The organism is Algoriphagus ornithinivorans, assembly GCF_900115305.1.
Classification (GTDB): Bacteria; Bacteroidota; Bacteroidia; order Cytophagales; family Cyclobacteriaceae; genus Algoriphagus; species Algoriphagus ornithinivorans.
Genome location: NZ_FOVW01000006.1, coordinates 77,687 through 100,446 on the forward strand (window position 1 = coordinate 77,687; position 22,760 = coordinate 100,446).

At 38.1% G+C, this 22,760-nt stretch carries 21 protein-coding genes; 10 read left to right on the top strand and 11 right to left on the bottom strand.

All coding sequences use genetic code 11. From position 1 onward, the window contains the following. Positions 1-560: 560 nt before the first annotated feature. Entirely contained in the window at positions 561-2,405 is a 1,845-nt protein-coding gene (locus BM073_RS10320; RefSeq protein WP_091653874.1) for a PLP-dependent transferase, read from the top strand. Between the two features lie 81 nt (positions 2,406-2,486). On the opposite strand, the gene BM073_RS10325 is transcribed toward BM073_RS10320, so the two are convergent. After that, positions 2,487-2,942, bottom strand: a complete 456-nt coding sequence (locus BM073_RS10325; RefSeq protein WP_091653876.1) for a GNAT family N-acetyltransferase — start codon at positions 2,940-2,942, stop codon at positions 2,487-2,489. A 218-nt stretch (positions 2,943-3,160) separates the two neighbouring features. Between BM073_RS10325 and BM073_RS10330 the strand changes: the two genes are divergently transcribed. After that, on the top strand, positions 3,161-3,628 hold the full coding sequence (locus BM073_RS10330; RefSeq protein WP_139217480.1) for a hypothetical protein: 468 nt from the start codon (positions 3,161-3,163) through the stop codon (positions 3,626-3,628). Positions 3,629-3,637: 9 nt separating this feature from the next. Here the strand turns inward: BM073_RS10330 and BM073_RS10335 are convergent, their stop codons facing one another. The 7 genes from BM073_RS10335 to BM073_RS10360 form a co-directional block, all read right to left on the bottom strand. Further along, positions 3,638-5,083 (bottom strand): aminopeptidase P family protein, encoded by a 1,446-nt coding sequence (locus BM073_RS10335; RefSeq protein WP_091653879.1) that lies wholly within the window; start codon positions 5,081-5,083, stop codon positions 3,638-3,640. A gap of 122 nt (positions 5,084-5,205) precedes the next feature. After that, positions 5,206-6,288, bottom strand: a complete 1,083-nt coding sequence (locus tag BM073_RS10340; RefSeq protein ID WP_091653880.1) for a fatty acid desaturase family protein — start codon at positions 6,286-6,288, stop codon at positions 5,206-5,208. A 66-nt stretch (positions 6,289-6,354) separates the two neighbouring features. Then, on the bottom strand, positions 6,355-6,540 hold the full coding sequence (locus tag BM073_RS10345; protein ID WP_139217481.1) for a general stress protein CsbD: 186 nt from the start codon (positions 6,538-6,540) through the stop codon (positions 6,355-6,357). Between the two features lie 22 nt (positions 6,541-6,562). Further along, positions 6,563-6,733 carry a hypothetical protein gene (locus tag BM073_RS18090; RefSeq protein WP_175557891.1) on the bottom strand — a complete coding sequence of 57 codons (171 nt, stop codon included), beginning with the start codon at positions 6,731-6,733 and terminating at the stop codon, positions 6,563-6,565. 20 nt (positions 6,734-6,753) lie between these two features. Continuing rightward, the gene (locus BM073_RS10350) at positions 6,754-7,101 is read right to left on the bottom strand and encodes a cupin domain-containing protein (RefSeq protein ID WP_091653883.1); all 348 of its coding nucleotides are present in this window, start codon (positions 7,099-7,101) and stop codon (positions 6,754-6,756) included. 297 nt (positions 7,102-7,398) lie between these two features. After that, positions 7,399-7,959 carry a helix-turn-helix domain-containing protein gene (locus BM073_RS10355; RefSeq protein WP_217643104.1) on the bottom strand — a complete coding sequence of 187 codons (561 nt, stop codon included), beginning with the start codon at positions 7,957-7,959 and terminating at the stop codon, positions 7,399-7,401. A gap of 106 nt (positions 7,960-8,065) precedes the next feature. Further along, entirely contained in the window at positions 8,066-8,671 is a 606-nt protein-coding gene (locus BM073_RS10360; protein ID WP_217643105.1) for a DUF1684 domain-containing protein, read from the bottom strand. A 395-nt stretch (positions 8,672-9,066) separates the two neighbouring features. On the opposite strand from BM073_RS10360, the gene BM073_RS10365 reads away from it, so the two are divergent. The 4 genes from BM073_RS10365 (at position 9,067) to BM073_RS10380 (ending at position 13,107) form a co-directional block, all read left to right on the top strand. After that, on the top strand, positions 9,067-9,780 hold the full coding sequence (locus BM073_RS10365; RefSeq protein ID WP_091653884.1) for a head GIN domain-containing protein: 714 nt from the start codon (positions 9,067-9,069) through the stop codon (positions 9,778-9,780). A 269-nt stretch (positions 9,781-10,049) separates the two neighbouring features. After that, the gene (locus tag BM073_RS10370; RefSeq protein ID WP_091653886.1) at positions 10,050-11,297 is read left to right on the top strand and encodes a cation:proton antiporter; all 1,248 of its coding nucleotides are present in this window, start codon (positions 10,050-10,052) and stop codon (positions 11,295-11,297) included. Then, entirely contained in the window at positions 11,297-12,622 is a 1,326-nt protein-coding gene (locus BM073_RS10375) for an aminotransferase class I/II-fold pyridoxal phosphate-dependent enzyme (protein WP_091653888.1), read from the top strand. The genes BM073_RS10370 and BM073_RS10375 overlap by 1 nt, the downstream gene beginning before the upstream one ends. Positions 12,623-12,807: 185 nt before the next feature. Next, on the top strand, positions 12,808-13,107 hold the full coding sequence (locus BM073_RS10380; RefSeq protein ID WP_091653890.1) for an EthD family reductase: 300 nt from the start codon (positions 12,808-12,810) through the stop codon (positions 13,105-13,107). A 200-nt stretch (positions 13,108-13,307) separates the two neighbouring features. On the opposite strand, the gene BM073_RS10385 is transcribed toward BM073_RS10380, so the two are convergent. Then, positions 13,308-14,390, bottom strand: coding sequence for an aromatic ring-hydroxylating oxygenase subunit alpha (locus BM073_RS10385; protein ID WP_091653892.1), 1,083 nt, complete (start codon positions 14,388-14,390; stop codon positions 13,308-13,310). 61 nt (positions 14,391-14,451) lie between these two features. Between BM073_RS10385 and BM073_RS10390 the strand changes: the two genes are divergently transcribed. Next, entirely contained in the window at positions 14,452-15,756 is a 1,305-nt protein-coding gene (locus BM073_RS10390) for an APC family permease (RefSeq protein WP_139217482.1), read from the top strand. 284 nt (positions 15,757-16,040) lie between these two features. Then, entirely contained in the window at positions 16,041-16,916 is an 876-nt protein-coding gene (locus BM073_RS10395; protein ID WP_091653896.1) for an aldose 1-epimerase family protein, read from the top strand. Here BM073_RS10395 and BM073_RS10400 read toward each other — a convergent pair. After that, positions 16,913-17,335, bottom strand: a complete 423-nt coding sequence (locus BM073_RS10400; RefSeq protein WP_091653898.1) for a response regulator — start codon at positions 17,333-17,335, stop codon at positions 16,913-16,915. The two genes, BM073_RS10395 and BM073_RS10400, sit on opposite strands and share 4 nt — an antisense overlap. Positions 17,336-17,624: 289 nt before the next feature. Here BM073_RS10400 and BM073_RS10405 point away from each other — a divergent pair, with 289 nt between their 5' ends. Together BM073_RS10405 and BM073_RS10410 are read left to right on the top strand one after the other, a co-directional pair. Next, the gene (locus BM073_RS10405; protein ID WP_139217483.1) at positions 17,625-20,867 is read left to right on the top strand and encodes a DUF5689 domain-containing protein; all 3,243 of its coding nucleotides are present in this window, start codon (positions 17,625-17,627) and stop codon (positions 20,865-20,867) included. Between the two features lie 192 nt (positions 20,868-21,059). Beyond that, positions 21,060-21,260 (top strand): dodecin family protein, encoded by a 201-nt coding sequence (locus tag BM073_RS10410; protein ID WP_091653902.1) that lies wholly within the window; start codon positions 21,060-21,062, stop codon positions 21,258-21,260. Between the two features lie 87 nt (positions 21,261-21,347). Here the strand turns inward: BM073_RS10410 and BM073_RS10415 are convergent, their stop codons facing one another. Then, complete coding sequence (locus BM073_RS10415; RefSeq protein ID WP_091653904.1) at positions 21,348-22,601, bottom strand: dicarboxylate/amino acid:cation symporter; 1,254 nt, start codon at positions 22,599-22,601, stop codon at positions 21,348-21,350. Positions 22,602-22,760: the final 159 nt, after the last annotated feature.

Sequence of the window (22,760 nt, forward strand, 5' to 3'; positions counted from 1 at the left end):
AATAAACCCATCAAAAATATCCAAAAGCTTGGGCCTCCGATTACTCAATTAACCAATTACACAATTACTCCTTTTGTTGCCGAAGGCGTGTTTCTATTTTATTTCAAAAATCTCCCTACAAAAAATCGTTTTCATCTTGCTGGCATTGGGTTTTCATGTCACAATTGAAATTGTGCGCCAGCGCTGGGGGTGCAATTATCCGATTATTACCCTGAGTTGCACTCGGGGCTAATAAATTACGCTCCTTTGGAGCTTTTGATACAAGTACGATTTAAGGTTTATTTCGCTCAAGGCATATCTGGCTCGACGGAGGAGAGTCTATCTTGCGAAGCGTATCTGTTACAAAATATTTGGCCGAAGGCGTATTTCTATTTTATTTCTACTGTATTTCTAATCTATCTCTCCGAAGGCATATCTTCTCTTCTCTTAAAAATATCTTTCCCCTAATTCTGGAACTCCTAGTATTCTTACTTGTTATAAGCTCTAAATCTGAAACAGGAGATTTCTAGAGATTAAAAATATCTTTTAAGGCTATATTGCAGCCCAATTGAAAATACCCAATGAATAGAGCCCAAATCCAACAAAACTTACAAGCAATTTTAAAAAATATGCCTGCCGATTGGCTTAACTTAACCACACATCGGTTGGATATTTATGAAGAAAGTCTCGCAAAAACTCAATTTTTAGAGCATTTCAAAAACCTTGTTGAATCTGGAAAGGTCAATTTGGAAGGTCTTAAACAACTTCCAACGGCTTACGATTATATTCGTTTAGGGCATCCCCTATCCAGTGTCTTGGAATGGGCAATTGCTGAATTAAATAACTTGCCTTTTGATCAGGTAATCAGCTTTTCTTCTAAAACGGCTCCCATTTTAGCCGTGCTGAGAAAAAACCTTTTTCTTCATAAAAAAACTCAAATCGTTTACTCAGAAGATATTTCAGATTTCTTCGGAGCTGAGCTCATTCGGGAAGTTTATGGATATGAGTTTGAACTCTTAAAGGCGAGCTCTAATGAGTCTCTTCCAGATTATGAAGGCAGTAGGATTTTTGTTTCCTCAGCAAACTCATTTGATCAACCTAAACTTTCATTTTCCATTGATTTTGCTGTCAGCATTCATGGGGATTTGGGAAGTGTAATTCAGGTTATTGGAGCAAAAAATGCTTCTTACATTTCTGAAATTCAACATGTGAGAAGAAGAGAGACAATCGCCATGACTCCTGCGAATTGCTTTACCGCTTTGGAATATTTAGCTGGTAATTCAAGTTCACCTGAATCCCCTAGCCGAGATCCAAAAACCAAGGATTCGGTTTTGGAAAGCATCGCCAATATTACAGGCACAGATAGCAAGCCCTTAGTAGCATCCAGCGGCTTATCTATCCAATATGCTATCATGATGGGATTGGTCCATGATGCAATGGAAAAGCATCCTGGAAAGGAAATCAAGTTTATTGTTCCACCTAACTGCTATGGAGGCACCAATGATCAGGCAAGAAGGGTTGCCGCTTGTTTGGATCAGGTAGAAATCGTGGATTTACCGGTAGATGCCGGAAATAACATGAACCAAAGCTTGGAAAGAATTTTAGGTGAATTAGCTCAAAAAGATGCTATTCCCTACATCATCGCCGAAATACCTACCAACCCAAGAGTGGAAGTTCCGGACTTACAAAGATTAAAGCAAGTACTCAGTGCCAGCCGTCAGACCGAAAATGGGGAAACAGCTATTGAACCTGTTTTTATACTTGATCAGACATTTTGCCCCAATGTGCAATTCTTGCCTGAGGGAGAAACGCTCTCAGTAATCCCAGCTATTTCTTACGCCAGTGGATCCAAATTCCCAAGCGGCGGTGAATGTACCGCTGGTTACTGTGTGGCCAATTTAAAGGCAGAGAACTTGATGGATAAAATTGCACTTCACCTTGCTCTGTGTGATAATGAAGCCACGGCTCAGCAGTATGAGATTTTGGCCAGACAACTCCCATCCATGAACCAGCGAATTCAGGATGCCTATGTGAATACTAGAGACTTTGTCAACTTTATACAAGACCAACTCCCAAGCGCCAAAATCAATTTTGTTTCTGAGGAATTAGCTGAAAGAGGCTTTACTCCTTCTGTTTTCTCTCTGGATTTGCCTACAAAAGGAGATACAGAGGAAGAAAGAGAAGCATACAAAAGGGCCTTGAACTTAAAGCTGATCAATAAAATGATCACTGAAATCCCTGATGAGAGTAAGTTTTGCGTGAGTTATGGACAATTAAAAGGTTGCTATTGGACTGTTCCTGCTACATCCACTCAAGGAACCACCAAGGAAGGAGATAAGGATTATATTGTCAGAGCATCTGTTTCTCACAATATTGACTTAGAGCGTCATAAGGAGGTATTCAAGGACTTTGCGGAAAAACTATAGTCGCGAAATTCAGATTTTCGATTTACGAGGGGATAAATAATCTTTGAAGAGCCAAATGTCAATTCAATTTTATTGACAGGATCAAACTTTCGCTTTTCTAACCATCTCAATATGTTCGATCCCATCTTCATCATAGGTATCTCCTTCTGCCCTGAATCCTAAAGACTCATAAAATCCCAAGGCATAGGTTTGAGCACCTAGTCTGATATTGCATGGCCCAAAAAGCTGATAGCAATACTCTATAGAAAGCACCATCACCTTTCTTCCCAATCCTTTTCCTCTGTGTGCAGGTGAAGAGACTACACGGCCTATGGCTACTTCTTGATAGGATAATCCTGCAGGAACTATCCTAGTATAGGCCACCAATTCATTCTCTTGATATAAAAGCAAGTGATAGCATTTTTGATCTTTATTATCCAAGTCTAGGAAAACACAGTTTTGTTCTACCACAAACACCTCACTTCTCAAGCGTAAAAGATCATAAAGTTCGGTTACACTTAATTCATGAAAGGCTTTTACAGTATGGCTTAGATTCATAAGGCTTACAATTGATTTTTCTTCATTTTTTCAAAATGCTAATATAATCCATTCATCCTGCAATAGGGGAAATTAATGGTTTTCTCATTTGACCTTAAAAATTTAAACAGGACACATCAATAAAAGGAAAATCCAGTTCCATTTTATGAACTGAAAATCAATAATTTATACCTATCTTCCTCAACCTTACTAGAGAAGGATTACTCACCCAGCCTGATATGAAAACTTCATCCAAAGTGTGCCTGCTTTTTTGCTTGGCACTGACCCTCAATACAGCATTTGCTCAAGAAAATTCAAGTCCTGCATTTAGAAAAAATGGACTTTCAGGCAGTTTAGGCTTTGCAGGAATTGTAGCCACCGCAACGTCTAATTATGAGCGAATTCTCACTCAGTCTTTAGACAAAGGAATCACAGCGACCTTTGCGAAGGTAGGCCTTGGGACTTACGGAGGTTGGGTGGATTCTGGAAGTTACCTGTATTTGCAATACGGATTTTTGACAGGAAAAAACGCCAACCATTTAGAGGTCAGCGCAGGTCCGAATTTTAATCTGAACAATGCAGAAGATATGCTTCCAGTAGCCTTTAATATTGGATACCGACTGCAAAAACCCGGAAAAGGATTTATGCTAAGAACTGGAGTGGCCTTTCCAGAAACCCTTTATTTGGGTTTAGGGTGGTCATTTTAAGAACTAAGTTTATTTAATGTTGGATAGATCTACTGGAGGTCTAAAATCTATCAATCCTTTTTTCTGAATCGTAGCCTCAACATCTTCCAATTTGGAAGGAACAAAGTCGCTGAGATTTTCTACACCTTCTTTGGTCACAAGAGCCACATCCTCGATTCTAATGTACAATCGCTCATCATGAAGCCATATCATGGGATCTATGGTAAATACCATGCCCTCTTTCAACGGAATTCCCCTCACTACTCCTACATCATGTACTGCCATCCCTACTGGATGCTGGAAGTGCCCTCTAAACTTCAAACCATCCTCAACAGCTTTTCTATGGCTTTCCTTTACAAAGCTTTTATCTTTCAAATATTCTTTCATCTCCGCCGCTGCTTTATCCAATACTTCATCAGAAGTCACTCCGGGTTTGATGTATCTGAATAAGGCATCTCTATAGGCTACAATAAAATTGTATAATTGCTTTTGCTCTTCAGTAAACTTGCCATTTACTGGCCAAATTCGGGTTACATCGCTGGTATAATACCTATAATCCGGAGCATAATCCATCAAGACCAAATCACCATCCTGAAGCATATCTTTTTTATGAAAATAATGTCCCATATAGGCATTGGTTCCACCTCCGATGATAGCTGGATAGGCATCCCCCTGAGATCCGTATAAGTAAAAAATATATTTTGCCACAGCATCCAATTGATATTCATAAACTCCGGGTTGGGTGGACTTCATGGCTTCTATGATTCCCAATCCTGCAATTTGAGTTGCTTTTCGGATGACAGCAATTTCCTCTTCACTTTTGATTAAGCGCATCTGATCCAAAATCGGAGTCAGGTCTTTAATGTCAAATTGTGGGAATCGGCTGTTCAATGTTTGGATAAATCTGGCTTCTCTGGTGGAAGATCCGTCCCATGGATCTGAGGCATTTCTTGCAAGGCCAAAAAGTATCTCATCTCTACTGTCATTACCGATTTCAGCCGGACTAAATTCTGTATAAAGAATCGGTGCGGGAGGCTTGATCAATCCAGATCCCACCAAATCTGCCGATAAGAATTCTATGCCTTTTACCTGCTCTACCCCGGTCAATTCTTTAACCAGTTCAGCATCTTCCGCAGACAATACTTTTCCTTGATTGTTTTCCATAGCTTCATCTCTATGAGGGAGATAAAGCGTTGCTCTTTTATTCCTTCCATTGAGCAATAAATAGGCCCTGGGAGTTTCTATTCCGGTGAGGTAATAAAAGCTATTCGATTGGCGGAAAACACTAAATCCAGGAATTCCACTGGCTCCCTGAATTACTGCGATTGCATTATTCCCAATTTGATCAAAGATCTGAGATCTTCTTTTGGCAAATTCTGCCTTAGAAAATTCTGATTGGAAATAGTAGTTGGTTTGCGCCTGAAGAGAAAAAATACTTGTCAAAACGAGTAAGCAAATGGAGATAAGTTTTTTCATAGTAGTGATTTATCTTCCTGAATATAAAAAAATTCTTTGGCAGGAAGTACTATTTAAAAGCAAGGCACATTTTCTGGATTTGAATAATATTCAAAAAAGAGCGGGAATTGATCCCGCTCTGATTAATTGGCTCTTCCTAATTGACGAAGCATCAAGATATGGTCCCATAGAGCTGAAAAAAAGGTTCCTTTGACCAAATAAGGTATTTTAAACTCTTTGGCTGTTTGGGAGACTATTTTGGCTAGCTTGTTATAATGAACATGACAAATATTTGGAAATAAATGGTGCTCTACTTGGAAGTTCAAGCCACCTATCAGCCAAGAAAAAACCTTGCTTTTAGGAGCATAATCACTCGTAGTTGCCATTTGGTGTTTGATCCATTCACTTTCAATTACCCCCTTTTCATTAGCTTGAGGAAATGAGGTGCTGGAAAGAATATGAGCCGTCTGAAAAACGACACTTATGACAATCCCTGTTACAAAGTGCATACTCAAGAAAGCAGCGACAATGATCCAAACAGGGAGCTGAATCATTATTAGAGGTAAAATCAGAGCATAAGAGTAATAAAGGAGTTTCAATGCTGTAATTTTCATCAACAACTTGGAATAATCCCCTTTTTTGGAAAAGAATCCCATTTTTCTATACCTCGTAGCTTTAACGTAATCCTTCAAGGTGATCCATGAAAAGGTAGAAAGTCCATAGAAAAACCAGATGTAAAGGTGTTGGAAACGATGAATCCAATAGCGTTTGGCATTTGGAGAAAACCTCAGGAAAAACGGAGCATTGATATCATCATCTTCGTGATCAATATTTGTATAGGTGTGGTGCAAAACATTGTGCTGAATTTTCCAGACATTGGCATTGGCGCCAATCAAATTCATGGTATAGCCCACCCATCTATTCACAGTTGGATTTTTAGAATAAGATCCATGGATTGCATCATGCATAACTCCCATGCCTACCCCTGCCATACCCAGTCCACTGCAGATATATAGTGCAAAGACTAGTCCTACGCTGGTGACTATTCCTGTACTCAGAATTACTAAGGGTATGAAGAATAGGGATAGCATAAAGACAGTTTTGATAACCATTCTTTTCCCTCCAAATCTGTTATGATTTGAGCTGCTGAAATAATCGTTTACTCTTTTATTTAAGGTTTTTGAAAATTCAGCGTCGTTTCTTTTTTCGAATTTTACATGTTTCATTGTTTCATTGATTAGCGCGTCAGTTGATCTAGGATTTTATAGCATAGACCAATTCAAAGCGGTTGGTTAGTAAGTTTGGAGTTCTGCGAAAAGCAGCTCCAATTCTTCTCTTGTTTTGTTCAATTTGACAGAAAGCTTTTTCATCATTTTTTCTCTCTGTCCTTCTGGATACTCAAAATCCGCATCAAGCAAAAAAGTAAAACGCTGCTTGAGCATTGCTTTTTGTTCTCTCCAACTTCTGATGATTCTCATAATAGATTTAATAAGTTTCCATTTATATGATTTCACGCTCAAAAAGAGCCAATTCTTTTTTTTCAGGATCTTCAGCGTACGTACAGTAATAAATCTCTTTATAAAACCTTCTTACAATTAAAGGAACTGTTGGATTAACCTTGGTGAAGACCTTATCTCCTTCTTTATACTTCGTTTTATTATCATTTTCCATGATTCTATTTTTTTACGTTATTATATCCTGACGTCCTCATATCCACTTTTGATAATGGTAGAAAGCATCTTAAATCGTTGATTTGCCTTCACCAAATGTTTCACATGAGCAGGAGATATTATGATTTGACCTTCTTCGACTGTACTCCATTTTTTATCTATGCAGACTGATGCATTTCCTTCGATCACCTGAATCAGATGATCAAAAGGGAAATAATAGACCTGCACATTTCCAATGTCAAAAGAGGATAATGTGACATTTCCTGTGTTTTGCTTTAGAATTATTTTATTGACTATGGAGCCATGGCAATATTCTATTGCGCTTCCTATATTTTGAGGAAGTGATTTTATTAATTCAGAATCATTCATGACTTTGAGTTATTAGGTTTCCATTAATCCATGTTTTTCTTTTCCTTTTTCTTGATGGATTTAGCTTCTCGTTTTTCCTTTAAAGTTTTTTGAGGAGCCTTGGCACCTGATTTTTCGCTTCGCTTTTTGTCTTTAGACATGATGTGTTAGGTTAGACTCTAGAGAAATGGGCAGTTTATGCCTATTTATCTCATATTCTAAAGTTCGCTTAATTATTATCCTAATGTGTTACACCTATCTGACAGATAGTTACATAAATCCAATGTTTAGGGCTCCAAAAAGTCTCTGCAGGATTTTTTAGAGATTTTCTAAGTTTTGCTTTCTCTTATTTTTCAAGCCTTTATAAAAAGTGGGCGTAAGGCCGGTAATGCGCTTAAATTGATTGGATAAATGCGCAACGCTACTATAATGCAACTTGTAGGCGATTTCAGTTAGATTCAATTCATCATAAATCAATAATTCCTTCACTCGTTCGATTTTATGAAGAATGATAAATTGCTGCAAGGTGATCCCGTTAACCTCTGAAAAAATTGAAGCCAGATATGTATAATTGAGATCTAATTTTTCGCTGATATAGTCTGAATAATTCACTTTGGGCAACTCATCCGAATAGTGAATCATCTCGATCACCACATTTTTTATTTTCTCAATGAGAATACTTTTTTTATCATCCAATAGCTCCAAACCGGCTTTTTTGAGATTCTCTTCAAACTTAGCTCTTTGTTTCTCGCTGAATTCTTCTAAGATTTCCACTACTCCCAGCTCCACAATCATATTTTTTACACCCAACTTCTGAAGCTCATCCTTCACCAACATCTTGCATCTCAGACTTACCATGTATTTAATATAAAGCTTCATGAGAGGATAAGGGTTGTATAATAAGGATAACAATTAAGCTATTTCTGATAAGGAATCACTCGATCCCACCTAATCATCTAATGATTGGAAAAGTGTACTTTTCAACCTAGAAATGTTTAATTCCTGCTTTTATATAAACCGGTAAGTCATTCTCTTTGGGAGGAATTGGACAGGAATAATTGGTACTATAGGCGCAGTAGGGATTATATGATTTGTTAAAATCGAGAACAATACTATCTCCTTCAGGAATCTCAACATCCATATATCTGCCTCCTCCGTAGGTCTCTTTTCCATTTGTTAAATCAGTAAAAGGAAGAAAAAGACTATTTTCATAACCGGGGGTAATTACCTTACTGATACTTTTAAAAAGTGTCAGCTGCATTTCTTGGCCATCCAAAGTGAAGGTTGCTATGCCATATTTCTCGTAATCTCTGAGTCTGTTATCACTGGTCTTGAATGTATGAAGGTCCACTTTCGGCAATTTTTGGAAAGTAGCCTCTATTCGATACACTTCATCCACAGGATAAAAAGGTAATCCTTCAAACTCTTGTAGCTTCTCTTTGCTCAGAGGAGATTTATCTGGATCAGCATAATTCTTATTAAGCTTTTCCCGAAATGCCAAAATATCCGAAGAATGAGATTGAGCAAAAGCTCCGGAAAGCAAAAAGCAGAGTGAAATACTAAGGACAAAACGTTTTTTAGAATGAAACACAGCGCTATTGGATTAAGGATTTATTATAAAATATAGATTATAAATCTTTGGATATCAATTTTTATAAAAAAAAGAATCTGATTATCCGCAATCATGCCAGTTGCCTTATTTTCTTTGCTTGACTGGTTGGATACTTCGACTTCGCTCAGTACAGGCGACCGATGACCTCAGCCTACCGGCAGACAGGGAAGACCCAGCCACGGCAGGCTGGCGAAGCTTCCGGATTCTGATCTTTTTAGCAGACAATAAGCCGTATTTTTGTCAATACTGGTAAGAAAGCGGATATCCATAAAAAAGAAAAAAGCCTTTCGAGTTTGGATCAAAAATAACCTCAACACGATCTATCACTTCCAAGAATTTATTTTTTAAATTGAAGCATCCAACACTAACACACTATGAAGAAGCTAAACATTATTTACATTTTGATGATTTCGGTAGGTTTTGCCTGTGGATCTGGATCTGAAAAAGACTGGGGTTCCATGATGACAGATACTCGAGACATTAGCGGGATCAATCAAATCAAACTAGAAGGCGCAATCAACCTTTACTTAAGCCAGGGAGACCTAGAATCCATGGAGATCAAAGGCTTCGAAAAAGCCATGGAGTATTTAAAAATATCAGAAAACGGTTCTGAATTAATTATTGATTTTGATCCTGATGGATCTGAGTTCTTCAAAAATAAAACTCCGGAGATCCATTTAACTATAGCGGATTTACAAAGACTGGTTTTTGATGGCGTAGGGAATATCGAGACAAAAAACACCTTTGAAGTAGGTCAATTGATGATTCGGGGAGATGGAGTTGGAAATGTGGAAATGGAAATTCAGGCGGAAAGTTTGGACGCGCAATTTAATATGATGGGAAATGTGGACTTATCAGGCAGTGCGACCTATGCTAAAATCAGCTTTGAAGGAATGGGAAATCTAGAGGCATCTGACTTGATCACCCAAACGATGGATTTACAATCAAGAGGGATGGGCAATGTAGAAGTACATTGTGAGGGTGAATTGTCCATTTATGCTCAGGGAATGGGTTCCGTGACATATACCGGTAATCCTACTGTAATCAAGGAGGAAATTAAAGGACTGGGTAATGTCAGTAGAAATTAAGCTTATCTCCTTTCAGATTCAGCGTTTCTGATCAAAAGGGATTGATGTCTCAATTCTTCCTTAAAATTATTTTCAATCCTTCTAATTCTCAAAAAGTACCCCGGCTAACTAACCGGGGTTATTTTTTAGACGTATTTTAAGAAATGGACCCATATTTTGACCTAAGAGGTCAAATACTCCATAATTCTAGAAATTTTAATTTGAAAGCCTAAAATTCTCATTAAGACAACTATTCTTTCTATTTTCAGAAAATCATTCTTTAAAATTCTATGGAAATATTCTCCATCATTACTATTCTGACCATACTTTCTGCACTTTTTGCTTACATCAATACCAAATTCCTGAAACTACCTTTTACCATTGGTTTGATGATCATAGCTATGCTATTCACCTTGGTGATCTTAATTCTAGGCTATTTTGAAAGTGCTGTTTTGGAGCAGTCCAAAACCTTAATTCAATCCATAGATTTTAAAACAGTACTGCTCGAAATCATGCTGAGTTTCTTACTCTTTGCCGGAGCTTTGCACACCAAATTAGATGAATTGGCTAAGCAAAGAGGGCCTATTATGCTTTTCGCAACTTTTGGGGTCTTGCTTTCCACCTTTTTGATCGGAACGCTTTTTTATTTCTTAGCTGAATTAATCGCACATCCGATTGCCTACATTTATTGCCTCCTTTTCGGAGCATTGATCTCTCCTACTGATCCCATCGCAGTATTGGGTATCCTCAAAGAAGCGAATGCCCCCAAAAAACTTGAAATCAAAATTGTAGGAGAATCCCTTTTCAATGATGGTGTGGGTGTCGTTGTATTTTTGGTCCTTTTATCTATTGCTCAAAGAGGAATTGCATCTGTTGAGGCTGAGGAAGTTGGTTTACTTTTCTTTGAGGAGGTATTTGGGGGCTTGGCTTTAGGTTTGGTTTTGGGCTGGCTTGCTTTCAAACTGATGAAAAGTATAGACCACTATGAAACCGAGGTATTACTCACCTTGGCATTAGTAATGGGCTTATATGCATTGGCCTCCTATCTGCATTTTTCAGGTCCTCTTGCAGTTGTAGTCGCTGGAATTTTGATTGGAAATAAATCGCCCGAAACTGCCTGGTCATCGGTTACCCAAAACTATGTAGACAAATTCTGGGAGTTGATCGATGTTTTCTTAAATGCTATTCTATTTGTTTTGATCGGACTTGAGTTATTGATCATCACCATTAATACAGAATATATTTTACTAGGGCTTTTAGCCATTCCTATTGCTTTGGTTTCACGTTATTTAGCGCTTTCCGGTCCTATTATATTATTCAGGAAAAAATTGGAATTTATTCCTAAGACTGGTCTTTTGATGACCTGGGGAGGAATCAGAGGTGGGATTTCAATTGCATTGGCCTTATCTTTAGAACCTATCATGGAGCGGGAACTATTCTTGACAGTCACATATGTCATAGTAGTATTCTCTATTATCATCCAAGGATTGAGCATCGGTCCATTAGTTAAAAAAATCCTCAGCAAAACCCCTCAATAATGAGCAATTCAAATTCCCTTTCTCAAAAGGGAAAAGCTGCATCTGAAAATCCAATGCGGATTGACCTGGAAGTCTATTTTGATGCCATGGATAATATCTACCACACCAAGGATAATCCTACGGGTACTTTCCCAATGAATGTTGCAGAAAACCAGCTTTGTTGGGAAATGCTGAAAGAAAAAATGCAGGGGATATCAGGCAAAGAGGAAATTCCTGATTGGGTGACCAGCTATGGAGATTCGTCGGGAGTTTTGAGTTTTAGAGAGGCCATAGCCAGCTATTATTCTGACTTTCTGATGAATCATACTGTGGATCCGGAAACATTGGCCCTTTCTGTTGGAGCCACTTCTGTGATTGAAATGACAGCCTTTTTATTGGCTGATCCGGGAGATACCGCGGTAATTCCAGCCCCAAGCTATCCTGTTTACACTGGAGATATCGGAGTTTTCCCCAGTATCAAGCGTTACGATCTCCAAACTCATTCTGATATTGGAGAATTAAAAGATGGAATTCCTTTGCAGATTTCACAATTAGAAAAAGCTAAAAAAGAAATTGAGGCAAGCGGAAGCAGATTTAAAATGCTCATTTTGACAAGCCCAGATAATCCTACAGGAGGGATTTATTCTAAAGAACAACAGGAAGAAGTTGCCGATTGGTGCATAGCCAATCACATTCATTTGATAGTGAATGAGATATACGGGCTTTCCTTGATCGATACTGAAGACCCAGAAGTTTCAGGTGATTATGGTAAGCATTTGAAGTTTTATTCTTTCGGCAACCTGATGAACAAAAAAAAGAGTGCATACCTACACCATTGGTATTCTTTTTCCAAGGATTTAGGGATCTCAGGATTTCGTATTGGTGTAGTTCACACCTATAATGAGGATTTCATTCAAGCTTATAAAAACGTGGGGCTTTCACATGGGATTTCTAATCATACCCAATGGTTGTTGCAAGAAGTTTTGAATGATAAAGCTTTCATGAACACTTATATTGATTCTTATCAAAAAGCACTGAATCAATCCTACAAAATCGTGAGAAGTACTTTACAAAAATTAGCGTTGAGGTATAGTCCCTCTCATGGAAGCCTTTTTGTCTGGATGGATTTATCAGAGTTTTTACAGAAAAAAACTCAGCAAGGTGAGAATGATCTATGGCTTAAAGTCTATGAAGAGACTAAAATATTACTGACACCGAGCAATGGCTTTGGACATAAGCAAAAAGGCTTATATCGCTTGGTGATCTCTAGTTTTAAACATGACGATTTACGAGTTGCTATGGAGCGATTCTCAAAATTTGTACTTCAGCAAAGAGCAGAAAAATAATAAGTTAAATGTCATTTTCAGAGTAATAAAGTGTTTCAAAAACCCGAATTCAAACTAATATGCAATTCAATTTTTAATTTGAATAAACCTTATTAAGTTTCAGATTATCAATATTTTAAATTCATTTTTTTATTTGATCCTAGGTTATTTTTTCGTACCTTCTACCAAATCAAAGAGAGTAACTGATGATTAAACTAGTGGTAGTATACGGACATCCAAAAAATACTGAAGATTTTGAAAAGTATTACATGGAGACTCATTTGCACCTTGCTAGAAAAATATCTTGTGAAAGACTTGAGACTTGCAAGTTTATAGGTACTCCAGATGGCAAAAAAGCAACCAATTATAGAATGGCTGAATTGTATTTTGGAACCTTGGAAGATTTGCAAACCGCCATGGCTTCTGAGGAAGGTCAAGCAGCAGTTCAGGATATACCAAATTTTGCTACCGGAGGAGTTGAAGTAAGTATTGCAGAGATAAGTTAATTACTTAGCCCGAAATTTTTAAGATTATCAAAAAACTTTTATCAAATTTCAAATGCCACACTTTTTAGGGCTATTTCATCTGTTTATAATTTGCTTTTTAGAGGTTAGATGGATTGCCCAGGATAATAATCTCCCTCCCGATCCGCCGCGGCGGACGGGACAAGTTGTATGAGATTTACTCCTCTTGGGCATTTCATATTTTACCCTCTCAAAAATTCCGCTAATAACCCATGAAAATGATGAACTCCCCTCTCCATTTTGGGCGAAAACCTTCCAGTCTGATAGATTCTTGAATGCATCCCTTTGAAGACTCCTTCAACTACGAACTCATCTTCTCTTTCTACTTTATCCAAGGAAGCCCCTGCTCCAGTGTCTAATTTGCTTTCATCCCAAACATAGGTGATAAAACTGACTTTGGTTCTATTGAGAGCAATGGGTTTGACTACGTTGATTGAACAACCCCATGGATAAAAGTTAAACATCATATTGGGGAATACCCAGAAATAATACGCGCTGATTTGTTTACCGAAGTCTTCATGGTTTTCAGGTAAATCAAAAACATGATCCCCTCCTGAGGAATGTCCTACCTGTAAATTAAGTAACCCATGAATCTCAGTTTCATATTTCCCATAATCCAAGACTTCATTCAAACCGCTGTGAACAAAAGGAATGTGAAAGCCCTCTAAGTAATTGTCACAATAAAGTGCCCAGTGAGCATTGACTAGGTAATCCTTATTTCTGCTTTTATCAAGTTTAAATTCATCCAAAGGAAGAAACCCTACCTTTTTTTCCATCACATTTAAGACAGCCTGAAAATCCATCCCGTGCTCTAAGGCTGTAAATAACCAAGGCCCCCATTTTTTTATTGGAAATGAATGAAGATGATCTTCCTTTCTTGGGAAATCTTCTGCCTCCTTGAATTGGGGCATATGTTGAAATTCTCCCTTGAGATTAAATCTTCTCCCGTGATAAGCACAGGTAATACCTTTTGAACTTCCTGCTTGATGGCAAAGGATGTTTCCTCTATGCGTACACACATTTGAAAGACAATTAATATCCCCTTGATCATTACTCAGCAGCATAGGCTCCTCTAATCCAAACTCCAAAAACTTGAATGGATAAACTTGGGAATCTAAACCCACCAAACTTTGATCTCCTATGAATTGCCAGGTTTTGGCGAAGACCTTTTCAATCAAAGCATCATATACTTCCTGCGAAGTGTAAAAATAGGAAGGCAGAGTTTCGGCCTTGGTGATATCAGGGTCTATATAGAAAGGTTTCAATATTTCTTATTATCTTGATTACTACCCAAATTACTTAATTCCATTCAATTCATTTTTTCTTTTGAAAAAAACTTCGCCTCAACGTCAACTAGGGTTAATTACGGTAATTTCTTTAGTGGCCGGGGGCATGATAGGTTCAGGAATTTTCACGCTTCCAGCTGCTTTAGCCCAATTTGGGGGGATTAGCTTATTGGGTTGGATTATAGCTGCAGTTGGGGCTACTTCCCTAGCAGCCATGATGGGGAAACTCAGCAAAGTCATACCCGAGCAAGGCGGCTCTTATGCCTACACAAAAAGAGCCTTTGGTAAATTTCCCGCATTCATTGTGGCCTGGGGATTTTGGTTGTCGCTCTGGAGCACGAATTCGGCCATAGCACTATCCTTTGCGGGTTATTTTTCAGTCTTTTTTCCCGGGCTTCAAGGTCAACCTTGGTTTACCACCTCGATTGCTTTATTGGTTATTTGGGGCTTATCTATCTTAAATAGCTTGAGTATCCGAGGATCAGGGAATCTTCAAGTTGTCACTACCCTACTTAAAATTATTCCTATCCTGATTATTGCTATTGGGGGTGTTTTTGTATTTGACATCAATCACTTTATTCCTTTAAATATTTCTGAGGTTTCTTCTATTCAAGCCATTACCACAGCCTCTGTACTTTGTTTTTTTGCTTTTATGGGAATAGAGGCTGCCACTATACCGGCAGAAAATATTAAAAACCCAGAGAAAAATATTTCAAAAGGCACACTCATAGGAGTTGGATTGGTCGTTTTTCTGTACTTGTTCAGTTCTATTTCTCTATTTGGAATTCTTCCTCCCTCTGAAGTAGCGCAAAGTACTGCCCCCTTTACCGATGCTGCAAATCAACTATTTGGGACAAACACAGGATTTTTCATAGCCATTGGAGCATGTATATCCACTTTAGGTGCTCTGAACGTTTGGATTTTGGTTCAAGGTCAAATTTCTAACTCCATGGCAAGGGATGGATTATTACCGAAATCTCTGGCATTTATCAACAAATATGGCTCACCCAGTACAGGAATAATTCTCTCAAGTACAGTTATTTCAGTTCTGCTTTTATTCAACTCCAGCAAGGGCTTTGGAGACTTATATTCTTTTATGGTATTATTGACTTCAGCTACTTCCCTACTCTTTTACATTGCAGCAGCATTTTCATTTCTCAAATTTTCAATAAAATCAGAATTAGGTTTTAAGCCTTCATTTAGTAATATCAGTCTTTCCTTTATTGGTTTGGGGTTCGGGATTTGGATCTTATTAGGTTCAGGAAAAGAAGCCTTGATTTGGGGTGGAATTGGGGTTTTACTAGGTATTCTTATTTATCTTTTCAACAGAAAAAATGACAGATGAAATCGAGCATGAGGAAAAATCTCAAACAACTTGTCCCGTCCGCCGCGGCGGATCGGGAGGGGGATGATTATCCTTGGCATTCTATCTGACCTCTAAAAACAAATTAAATGGATCCCCGCTTTATTTCCAGTATTGACAAAAATACGGCTTATTGTTTGCTGAAAGGATCAGAATCACGAAAGCTTCGGTCTTCGGTCATCGGTCTTCAAATCGCTCAAACAAAGAAAATATGGTAAATAGCAAGATTGCCGAAAATCAGATAATAAATAAATTGTTTATCTAATATGATTCATCAAATAGAAAATTCAGAATTAGCAATTAAAGTCAACGCAATTGGCATGGAGCTAACCTCCATTATTTCCAAGTCAACTGGAATCGAACACCTATGGCAAGGAGATCCAAGTTTTTGGAATGGTCAAGCTCCCATTCTATTTCCGATAATAGGCGCATTAAAGGATGGAAAAACTGAATATGATGGAAAATTCTACAAGATTCCAAAACACGGAATAGTAAGAAATTCGAGCAAGCCAGTTTTATTGGATCAAACTGCTGAATCACTCACATTTTCAATGCAGTGGGATGATGAGACTCTTCTTGCATATCCATTTAAATTTGAATTAAAAATAATCTTTTCACTCAAAAGAAGAACTTTGGAGGTCCTACACGAGGTAACGAATCATGGCTCTGAAACCATGTATTTTTCATTAGGAGGACATCCTGCGTTCAACTGTCCGATTCATAAAGGGGAAGTGTATGAGGATTATTTCATAAAATTTGAAGAGAAAGAAACCGATTCAACTTGGCCAGTGCTGGAAAATGGTCTGATTGGTAATGAGCCGCTTCCTATGTTGAAGGCTACTGATAAGTTACAATTGCACGATAACCTGTTCGATAAGGATGCTTTGATATTTAAAAATCTAAAGTCAAGAGAAGTCAGCTTAGTATCAGAGAAAAACGGTCCTGTCCTGAGTATGAGCTTTCAGGATTTTGACTATTTGGGAATATGGGCTAAGCCCAAAGCTCCATATGTGTGCATAGAACCATGGTTGGGTATTGCTGATTCAATTGATTCGGATGGAAAATTGATTCATAAAGAAGGCATCATTCTGCTGGAATCAAACAAGAAAACCCAAAAAAGCTACACTATAACTATTCATTAAATCGAGGAAGGAAGGTCATTCACGATGGTTTCCACCATTGTAATAAAACCTCGGTAAGTAAATGGCTTGTGAAAGTAAAAGGAAACAGATTGATATGCCAATGCTTGATTTCTTTCAGAAAGGCTGAGTTCCTCCGAGAGCGCAACGATTTGAAAAGTGGACTTTAACTGGTAATTAAGTCCATCAAACTTTTTCAAGAATTCCCAACCTATTCCATTTTGAGCATTTAAATCGAGTAGAATCAAATTTTCCCCATCATTTCCTGAATTATCGATTGATTTTGGATTTTCTTTTAAAAAATCATCTCCATTTGTGAAGTAAAAAATAGGGGTATTGACACCGATTTTATCTGTGAATTTTTTTATGGCTGAATGAAAAGCAGTGTCAGGATCTACAATGTAAATCGCATTAAATTCCATGAAAGTATTATTAAAATCAGGCTCTCAAAATTTAGAAAAAAAATAAGGGATTTGGAATACATTTAAATGCGTAACAAACTCATAAAAAGCTATTTAGCATTATTTTTCACGCTATTTTTTAAGACAGAATTTCAGATTTTAAAGTAGTATTTTTGAAGAAAGCCATAATCCTTTTTCTAAAATTTTTATTCTCTTTATTTTATCAAAGAATAACAAAATAATAACCTTGAATAATTACAGTTTTTTGGAATTAAAACTCATCTTTAAAGACAATTTTAAAATTCATTCTATGCAAAAAAAATTACTACGATTAGCGGGGATTTTTCTACTGCTTTTTACGGGCTTCCGACTGCAGGCTCAAGAAGTTTTTATCAACGAAATTCATTATGATAATGTGGGAACAGATGTAGGTGAGGCCATAGAAATAGCTGGACCTGCTGGTACTGACTTGACAGGATGGTCAGTGGTTTTATACAATGGGGCGAATGGTGCATCCTACAATACCCGAGCTCTTTCAGGTACAATCACTGATTCTGGAAATGGCTTTGGATTTGTAACCCTAACTTATCCAACCAATGGAATTCAAAATGGATCTCCAGATGGAGTTGCCTTGGTTAATAACGGAGTGGTTGTTCAGTTTCTCAGTTATGAAGGAACTTTCCTCGCTGTTGGTGGTCCTGCTGACGGCCTAACCAGCACCAATATTGGAGTTGAAGAAACATCCTCTACCCCAATAGGATTTTCTTTACAATTAGGGGGTACAGGCAGTACTTACACAGATTTTACTTGGCAAACCGAAAGCGCTGAAACATTTGGTTCAATTAATACAAATCAGACCTTTTCTTCAGAAGTTGTGCTGTTTGTAAATGAATTACACTATGACAATGTAGGTAACGATGTGGGTGAAGGCATTGAAGTAGCGGGCTCAGCTGGTCTAGACCTAGAAGGGTATAAATTGATTCTTTATAATGGAAATGGTGGAGCTGTTTATGGCACTGTGAATCTTACTGGAGTGCTTTCTGACCAGGACAACGGCTTTGGAACTAAATTTTTTGCTATCAATGGATTGCAAAATGGTGCTCCTGATGGATTCGCTTTGGTGAATCCTTCTAATGAAGTGATTCAGTTTTTAAGTTATGAGGGAGTTTTCACAGCAGTTGGTGGTCCAGCAGATGGCTTACTAAGCGAGGATATAGGCGTCGTTCAAATTTCATCTACTCCTGTTGGTACTTCTTTACAGCTACAAGGTACTGGAACCAAATACTCAGACTTTACATGGTCTTCCACCTCAATTACCAATACCTATAATCAAGTCAATTCCGGACAGAGTTTTGGAGGTGTAATCGTAGACCCAGAAGCAGTTTTAATTTCCATCGCAGAGGCAAGAAATAAAGGGATTGGTTCAGAAGTGTTAGTACAAGGCGTATTGACTGTTAGTGATCAATTGGGTGGACCTGCATTCATACAAGATGCTACTGGTGGAATCCCTGTTTTTGACTCCCAAGTTCATGGGCTTGGCAATTATCAAATTGGAGACGAAATCAGGATTCTAGGATCTATTGGAGCCTTCAACCAACAAATTCAAATTGTCAATATTTCTGAATTAGAACTTATAAGTTCTGGAAATGAAGTTGTGCCTACAGCACTTTCCATCAGCCAGATTAATTCAGGAGTAGAAGGACAATTGATTAGCATTCCAAATGCTGCCTTTGCTATTTCCAAAGGTCTCCTTTTCCCAGAAAGTAATTATACCATCACAGATGGTAGTGGAAGTCTTGAATTGAGAATCGATGGTGATGTCAGCAGTTTGGTTGGAAGAGTAATACCAACTGAGGCGCAAACCATCACGGGAGTGTTAGGAAGCTTCAGAGGAAGTCTCCAATTACTTCCTAGATTTATAGAGGACTTACCGGGTACAAGGCCATACGAAGCAGCCGGCTCCGATATTCCAAATGCAGAGACCTTAGATGTGATGACTTGGAATATGGAGTTCTTTGGTGCCACAATTGCGAACTTTGGTCCAAGCAATGTAAGCTTGCAAGCAGAAAACGCTATAAAAGTGCTACAAGCTACTTTGCCGGATGTAATCGCAGTACAAGAAGTTTCAGATGAAGATTTATTGGCTTTCGTGGTTTCACAGCTACCTGGATATGAAGTGATTTGTTCGGATAGATTCTCAAGATCTTTTGAGGCTCCCGATCCTACTTTCCCACCACAAAAGCTATGTTTAATCTATAATACGGCTGTATTAGAAATCCAGTCTTCTAAAGTTCTATTCGAACAGATTTATGATGAAGCTAGATTGGGATTGAATAACCTTTTGGATGAGTATCCAACAGGAACTCCATCTTCATTCTGGTCAAGTGGCAGATTGCCTTGGTTGGTGGAAGCTGTTGCAGATATCAACGGAGTCAAAGAGCGAATCAACTTTATCAACATTCACGCAAAATCTGGTTCAAGCAGAGATGATTTAGCTAGAAAGCGATTTGATAACCTTGCATTGAAGGATACTTTGGATGCATTTTATTCAGATGCCAATATCATCCTATTAGGGGATTACAATGATGATTTGGATATTTCCATTGGCGGAGGTCCTAGCACCTATGAAGTTATTATCAGCGATCCTGATTTCAACGGGGTAACCCTTTCCTTGAGCGAAGCAGGTTTGAGATCCTTTATCTTTAATGATAATGTCATTGATCACATCACAATTTCCAATGAGCTTTATGACAATTATTTAGAGGGATCAGAGCAGTTGTTTATTCCTTTCAATCTTGTTGCTAATTATGCCAATACTACTTCCGACCATTTACCTGTATCTGTCAGGTTTATTGCAGGTGAAGCCATTAGCTCAGATGCAGGAGAGGGAGCAATTGTTTATTTGGGTTATGAACCTTTAGCTTCCACCACACTTAAAGCCGCTGGTGCAAGTGGTGGCAGTGGCAATTACACCTATTCTTGGAGTAATGGTCAAACGGGACAAGAAATAACTGTTTCACCAACCGAAACCACTACTTACACACTTACTGTGAGAGATGATGCAGGGAATATCTTCCAAGACGAAGTCACTGTTTGCGTTGTCGATGTAAGATGCGGATCCAAGAATGATAAAGTATTGGTTTGCACTTCCAATGGCAATTCTGGAAAAACTCAAACTATTTGTGTGGCACCTGAAGCTGTTCCGGCCTTCTTGAGAAAAGGAGCAACTCTTGGAGATTGCGGTTTGATTCCTTGTGAAAGCAATTCTGAATCTATTAGCAAAGAGACTAGTTTCAAAAACGCAAAGATTCAAAAGGCTTATCCAAACCCATTAGAAGAAGAAGTAAACATTACTTTGGATTCTAACTTGGATATCGAAGTTGCTTACATCCTATTTGATGAAAAAGGTGAGTTGGTTCAAAGCGGAACTTCAAGCTTTAATTCTGGTAAGCTCCAGCTGATCATAGGTTCTAAACAATTGAAGAAAGGATTCTATTATCTTCATTTGAATCATGGTCAGGAGACTAAAATGATTCGATTGATGAAAAAGTAATTTGATTCAAAATACATTATGCCTGGTCCCAATTAGACCAGGCTTTTTTTTGAATTCACATTTTGAGGATTAAAGCCCCGAAGACTTTTTTACCCATGTATTTATTGGTAAATTATGAATACTATAAAAAACTGATCTATTGATATTTAAGATTGGTTATTAGCATAATTTTCAACATTAAACCCCAATAACATGGCACTAGTGAAAGTAATTGAAGTAATAGCTTCATCAGAAAAAGGAATTGAATCTGCAATAGAAAATGCTGTTGCAGAGGTTTCTAAAACAGTCCGGAATATTGATTCTGTATGGCTGAAAGACACCAAGGTTCATGTAAAAGATGGCAAAGTCATTTCTTACGGAGTAATCTGTAAAGTATCCTTCAGAGTCGATTAAATAATCAAAAAAAATAGGCGCAGCCAAACACTGCGCCTTTTCATTTTCCCAATCGCCAATTATTGAGTCAAATTCCAATCTCAACTTTTAAATTAAAACTTTTTCCTCAACTGTTTGAAGTTCGCCTTCCCACTTACTGACAGCTGCTGTAGCTAACCCATTTCCCAGTACATTGGTAGCACTCCGGAACATATCACAGAAGTGATCTATTGGCAATATTAAAGCTATTCCCTCTACAGGAATTCCAAACATTCCGCAGGTAGCCGCCACTACCACCAAGCTTGCTCTTGGGACGCCTGCTACGCCTTTACTGCTCAGCATAAGGACCAACAACATGGTGAGTTGAGTACCCAAATCCAATTCGATTCCATAAACCTGTGCAATAAAAATACTGGCGAAAGTCATATACATCATACTTCCATCCAAATTGAAAGAATACCCCAATGGCAAAGTGAAAGACACGATTCTGTCATTACAACCAAATTTTTTTAAATCCTCTGTGAGCTTCGGGAAAACAGCTTCTGAACTAGTTGTACTGAAAGCAATCACCATGGAACCAAATAGTCCTCTTATGAGCTCAGGCAATCTTTTTCCAATAACCAAATAGCCTACCAAGAGCAAGACCATCCATAGAACCAAGATACCAGCAATAAAAGCCCCGAAATACTTGGCATAGGTAAGCAAAATATCCAAGCCTCTCGTGGCAATCACGGCAGAAATAGCACCAAACACGCCTAAAGGAGCGGTCATCATCACGTAGCCTACCATTTTCAAAACAACATGAGCTACTATTTCTAAAGCATTGATCAAAGGCAAAGCTGTAGGACCTAATCCGGCCAAAGCAATTCCAAAGAATATGGAAAACACGACCAATTGAAGAATCTCATTGGTGGCCATGGCTTCAAAAACACTTTTGGGAACTATATGCTCCACAAAATTTAAAAGCGAAAACTGCTTTGTCTTTGCTGTCACATCAGCTACTCCAGCAGCATCTTCAGTACTCAGATTCATTCCCATTCCTGGCTCATAAAAATTGACCATCACTAAGCCAATTAATAAGGAAACTAATGAGGCAGAAAAGAACCAAATCATCGCCTTACCTCCTATCCTACTGACAGTCCTCACATTTCCCAACTTGGCTATACCTACTACCAGGGTACAGAAAACTAAAGGAGCGATGATCATCTGGACCAGACGGATGAAGATGGTGGCCAACAGTTTGATGTTACCACTATAGGCACTGATTAATTCAGGATCTTCACTTTTGAAAATTGAAAATCCAACGATCATTCCGAGCACCATAGCCCCAATAATCGAATAAGTAAGAAGGTTTTTTTTCATGAAAGATTGGGGCAATTGTCTATTCAAATCGCAAATGAAAGCAAATAATTTGATGCTTTTTCATGCCCCACTCTAAACCAAGAAAAATATTTTTTAAAACCTTTAATCAAGAATATAAACTCCTGATACAAAGATATTTAATAACCCAAAGCCTTTAAA